This window comes from Promineifilum sp. (SeqCode) (genome assembly GCF_041918635.1).
Taxonomy (GTDB): domain Bacteria; phylum Chloroflexota; class Anaerolineae; order Promineifilales; family Promineifilaceae; genus Promineifilum.
On record NZ_JAYRVJ010000027.1, the window covers coordinates 1 to 2877 of the forward strand.

General features: G+C 69.1%; 2 pseudogenes. Both read right to left on the bottom strand.

Annotated features, from left to right (window positions below):
* A pseudogene (locus ACE3UY_RS01010) lies at positions 1-1131 on the bottom strand (hypothetical protein); the annotation flags it as partial.
* Positions 1132-1274: 143 nt separating this feature from the next.
* Positions 1275-2877, bottom strand: a pseudogene (locus tag ACE3UY_RS01015) (hypothetical protein); the annotation flags it as partial.

The window sequence follows — 2877 nt, forward strand, 5'->3', positions numbered from 1 at the left end:
CATCTGGCGCGGCGCGCCGCTCAGGAAGCGGGCGTTGCCGCTGCGGCCGTAGCCCAGGATGGTCATCAGCCCCAGGTTGTCGGGCGTGTAGGAGTCCACGATGTCATCCTGCGTGTGGTGGACGGTGAACAGCGAGCGGTTCAGCGCCGGATCGCTGAAGTAGACCCACTCCTCACCTGCCAAATCGCCCGTCCACGCCTGGCCGGCCGGCGTCGTCGCGCCGCCGGAGCGGGTGACGGTGTCGGTCGTCAGTTCCAGCAGGCCGCCGGGCGTGCCCTCGTAGAGCAGCCAGTACGCCTCGCCCTCGGCCGCCGCCAACACGGTCAGCCGCGCGTAGCCGGGGAAGACCTCCCAGCGCGTCACCCACAACCCGTCCGGGCTGGCGGAGCGGAAGGTCGCCCGCAGCGGCCCGTCGCGCTCGATGGCGCTGGTGACGAGGTTCCGGCCGGGGTGGAAGTAGCCGCCGTCGTTGGGGTGCACCATGTTGGGCACGCCGCGGAAGTCGCCCGCGCCGCGCGCGGCGGGGTTCCAGCTGATCCAGTCGTTCTCGTCGCCGTCGAACAGCGAGGCGAAGCCGCCGCCGGTCGTGTGGTAGACGTAGACGCCGTTGGGTGTGGCGACGCGGTAGGCGGCGAAATTATAGGCGTCGGTCACTTCCGTTAACTCCACCAGGTCGGGGAACACCGGCGGAGTGAAGCCGCCGCCGGCCACGTCGAAGTAGACGTGGTAGTGGCGGGTGGCGTCGGCTGGCGTCGCGCCGCTCATCAGGAAGACGAGCGCGCCGGTGGCCTGGGTCGCCGGGTCGAAGTCGTCCGTGGGGTCGAACTGGAAGACGACGGCGTCGTCCACCACCGCGCCGCCGTCCACCTCGACGACGCGCAGCGAGGCGGGGTCGAACGGCCCGCTCTGGCCGGCCGCGGCCAGCAGGTCGGTGAAGTTGAGGTCAACCTCCACCGGCTTATCGGCGCGGGCGCGGCCGGCCGCCTCTACGTCGATCGCCAGGCGATAGGCCCAGCGCGCATCCCACCAGTCATCCGTGGGGGCCTGTCCGGCCGCCCCACCCTGTCCCGCGAGCAGCGCCAGCCCTAGCAAAGCCAACGCTCCGAGTACTACCGCAATGGCTTTTGTCATGGGGCGGAATCATCCGCTGAATGGCGCGATCCGGCAAGAAAAAAGAGGCTCACGCCAAGAACGCAAAGAAGCAAAGAGCGCAAAGAAGAATCTCTTTCTTTGCGCTCTTTGCTTCTTTGCGTTCTTTGCGTGAGCTCTTCTTCCTACGGATTGAGTGCCACGTCGATGGCGTCGAAGGCGGGCAGGCCGACCAGGGCGGCGTCCCAGAACAGGGTGTAGGCGCAGCTGGTGGCGCCCGCGCCCAGGCTGGCCGGGACGCACTTGACCACGTCCAGCGCGTTACCGCGCACGCCACTGACGTTGAAGCCGTCCAGGAAGCTCAGGTACACGTCGCCGCCGGCCACCGACGCGCCAACGATGTCCTCGGCCGTCAGCCCGGCGTTGTGGGAGCCGTCGAAGTAGAGCGAGTAGGCCGCGCCGTCGAAGCGCAGCAAGTCCTCGTCCCCGCCGGCCGGCAGCCCGGCCACCGTGTAGCCGGCCACCGTGCTCAACAGCAGCGCCCCCGTCTCGTCGAAGGCGATGGCGTCCACGTCCTCGTTGTTGACCGTCAGGCCATAGGCCGAGCCGTCGAAGTAGAGCGAGTAGGCCGCGCCGTCGTAGCGGATCACGTCGCTGTCGTCCACCGCGCCGGCGATGCCGGGCACGGGGTGGGGCGCGGCGAAGCTCAGGTAGAGGTCGCCGTCCTTCAGCGCCAGGGCGTCGACGTTGGCCGCGCCGGGCAGGCCGAGCACGCTGCCGTCGAACACCTTGTCGAACTGGCAGGTGGAGGCGTTGTAGCGCACCACGTCCTCGTTAGCCAGGCTGACGCCGCCCAGCGAGCTGTTGCCCTTGGGGCTGAAGTAGACGCTGTAGGGCTGGCTGTCGCAGGTCGGGTCGCCGCCGCCGTCCTCGTCGTTGGCGCCGGTGACGGCCAGCGGCTTGAACGCGCCGTTGACCGCCGGCCGCACGCCGTTGATCGCCGTCGCGTCCACAAAGCCGAAGGTGAACTGGCGCGGCAGGCCGTTCAGGAGGCGCTGATTGGCGTTGCGGCCGAAGCCGAAGACGGCCATCTTGTCGGTGTCGGCGTAGTAGCCGTCGATCCTGGTGTCCTCCTGGTGGTGGGCCAGGTAGAGCGAGCGGCCGACGCCGGGATCGGTCACGAACACCCATTCGTCGCCGGGGATGTCGGTCGTCAGCGTGCCGGAGGCGGGGATGCTCTGGCCGTCGGAGCGGGTGATCTTGTCGGTCGCCGGCTGGAGCTGGCCGCCGATCGGCCCCTCATAGAGGAACCAGTAGTTCAGCGCCGGGGCCTTCAGGACGGTCATGCGCGCGTAGCCGGGGAACACGTCCCACTGCACGGCCCAGGCGTTGTTGCTGCTGACCGATTTGAAGCTGGCCTTCAGCGGCCCCTGGCCGAGGATCGTCGTCGTGACGCTGTTCCGGCCGGGGTGGAAGTAGCCGCCGTCGTTGGGGTGCACCATGTTGGGGATGCCGCGGTAGTCGCCCGCGCCGCCGGCGGCCGTGTTCCAGTTCACCCAGTCGTTGTTGTTGGCATCCAGCAGGGTGGCGAAACCGCCGCCCGGCTTGTGGTAGAAGTACTCCGCGCCGGCGGTCTGGACGCGCAGGCTGGCGTAGCCCTTGTGGGCCACCTCGGTCAGCGTGACCTGGGCCGGGAAGGTGGCCGACGGGTGGTTGGCCGTGGCCACGTCGAAGTAGACGTGGTAATGGCGCGTCTCGGCCGCGGCGGTGGCGCCCTTCATCAGGAAG